This window comes from Kitasatospora sp. MY 5-36 (genome assembly GCF_001182915.1).
Taxonomy (GTDB): domain Bacteria; phylum Actinomycetota; class Actinomycetes; order Streptomycetales; family Streptomycetaceae; genus Kitasatospora.
In genome coordinates this window covers 1-2,302 of the sequence record NZ_LFVW01001034.1, presented here as the reverse complement: position 1 = coordinate 2,302, position 2,302 = coordinate 1, and the positions used below count along the sequence as shown (strand labels likewise).

Genomic DNA, 2,302 nt, shown 5'->3' with positions numbered 1-2,302 from the left:
GTCGGACCGGGCTGGGCGGCGGACTGCGGGGCCGTGGACTGCGGAGCCGCGGGAGGCTGGGGGGTGGCGGGCGCCTCGGGGACGGGCTGCGCGTCGGCCGGGCGCTGCGGGCCGCGCACCCAGCCGCCGGCGCCGCCGCGCGCGGTCGGGTCCCAGACCGCCGGAGCGCTGTTCTGCTGGTCCGTCATGTCGCTGCTGGCCCCCACCGTCCGCCGATGCTCTGCCTGGTGCTGCGCGGCCACCGTACCGTTCGAACCCCTGCCCGGCAGCCCCGGCACGACGTTAGAGCATCGGCGCGGGGCCCCGGGAGCGAACTACCGCGCGGAGCGGCGCAGGACGCGCAGGGAGCCGGTCACCGAGACCTCCTCGAAGCCCTCGGCCAGCGCCCGCAGGTACACCCGGTACGGGGCCTGGCCGCCGTCCGCCGGGTCGGGGAACACGTCGTGCACCACCAGCAGGCCCTCCGGCGCCAGGTGCGGCACCCAGCCCTCGTAGTCGCCGGTCGCGTGCTCGTCGGTGTGCCCGCCGTCGATGAACACCAGGCCCAGCGGGCGCCCCCACAGCGCGGCGATCCGCGGCGAGCGGCCGACCAGCGCCACCACGTGCTCCTCCAGCCCGGCGGCGTGCAGGGCACGGCGGAACCGCGGCAGGGTGTCCATCAGCCCGACCTCGGGGTCGACCAGGGTCGGGTCGTGGTACTCCCAGCCGGGCTGCTGCTCCTCCGAGCCGCGGTGGTGGTCGACGGTCAGCGCGACCGTCCCCGCCTCCCGGGCCGCCGCCGCGAGCAGGATCGCCGAGCGGCCGCAGTAGGTGCCGATCTCCAGCACCGGCAGCCCGGTGGTCCGGGCCGCCTCCACCGCCGCCGCGTACAGCGCGAGCCCCTCGTCCACCGGCATGAACCCGGTGGCCTCCTCGAACGCCGCCAGCACCTCGGGTGCCGGCTCGGCGCTCAGCAGCAGGTCGGACATGCGGTGCTCCTCGGGGGGTCGGGACGCGGGCGGACGTGCACGGACCCTACTCGACGGTAGCGGTAGCGGCGCCGCCGGGGCGGCCGGCGCCGACTGGTGCCGTGCGTCGCTCGGGCGGCGGTCAGCCCGCGAGCAGGTCGGCGGCGATCCGGGCGCGGTGCGGGGCCAGCTCGGCGGCGATCGCCCCGACCTCGGCGGGGGTGGCGGTGACGGCGGCCGGCCGGGCCTCGGCGCGCTCGACCAGGGCGATCCGCAGGTGGGTCGGAGGGTGGGTGGAGTCCACGGTGGCGTGGTCACGGGCGCTGAGCCGCAGCAGGCGCTCGTGCTCGGTGGCGGGGACGGAGCCGAGGTGCTCGCGCAGCCGCTCCCAGAGCAGTTCCGGGGCGGGCGGCTTCGGCCGCTCGGACTGTTCGGGCTGTTCGGGCCGCTCCGGGCCCCGGCCCCGGCCGCGGCGGACCGTCCGGGGGCGCCGGCGCTCCTCGGCGCGGATCCGGCCCACGGCGGTGCACACCGGGCCGAACAGCAGGAGCGTCGCGAGCATCCCGCCGGCCGCCTCGCTGCCGCCGACCCGGACGGCGAGGGCGTCCGCGCGGTACTCGGCCTGCTGCCCGGCGCGGGAGGTGAGCCGGTCGAACAGGTAGAGGCCCTGGAGCAGCAGCCAGGCGACAGCCCGCAGGACGACCGCGCCGACCAGCGCGCCGATCCGGATCAGCAGCGAGAGCTCGTCGCCGTGCGCGCGGCCCGGCCGGTCGGGCCGGACCATGCCGTACCAGGCCGCGAGCGCCGAGACCGCGCTGTGCAGCCAGAGCGAGCGGCGGTGGTCGCCGTTGACGTGGTGGCCGAACTCGTGGCCGAGCAGGGCGATCCGCTGCCGGTCGTCCAGCACCTCCCAGAACGGCAGGCCCAGTTCGAGGACGGGACGGCGGCGCAGCCCGACCAGCCCGTAGGAGGCGTTGAACTCGTCGGTGACCCGGATGACGGCCACCGGCGCGGCACCCAGCTCGGCGGCCACCCGGTCCGCCAGCCCGTACAGGGCCGGGGCCGAGGCGCGGTCGAGGACGTTCTGGTCGCGCGGCACCCGGCCGAGCCGGGGCCGCAGCGCGACCGCGACCACCAGCGCCACCACGCCCGCGCAGCGTTGCACCGTGCTCCCGGTGACGAGCAGCCAGACCGCCAGGCAGAGCATGCCGACGGTGACCAGGTGGACCAGGCCGGCGGCGGCGGAGGCCAGCAGCCAGTCGCGGCGGGCGGTCGGGGAGTCGCCGCCGGCGGCCTGCTCCTCGAACAGCCGGTCGGTGCGGTCGGCCGCCGCCCGCTCGCGCCGGGTGGGCGCG

Annotated in this window: 2 protein-coding genes and 1 pseudogene; all 3 read right to left on the bottom strand. The window is 77.9% G+C overall.

Annotated elements, in window-relative coordinates; all coding sequences use genetic code 11:
• A pseudogene (locus tag AE652_RS39780) lies at positions 1 to 188 on the bottom strand (DUF2662 domain-containing protein); the annotation flags it as partial.
• Between the two features lie 126 nt (positions 189 to 314).
• Positions 315 to 968, bottom strand: coding sequence for a class I SAM-dependent methyltransferase (locus AE652_RS39775; protein WP_049660522.1), 654 nt, complete (start codon positions 966 to 968; stop codon positions 315 to 317).
• Between the two features lie 121 nt (positions 969 to 1,089).
• Positions 1,090 to 2,302 (bottom strand): M48 family metallopeptidase (locus AE652_RS39770; protein ID WP_049660521.1); only part of this gene is annotated, 1,213 nt, incomplete at its 5' end.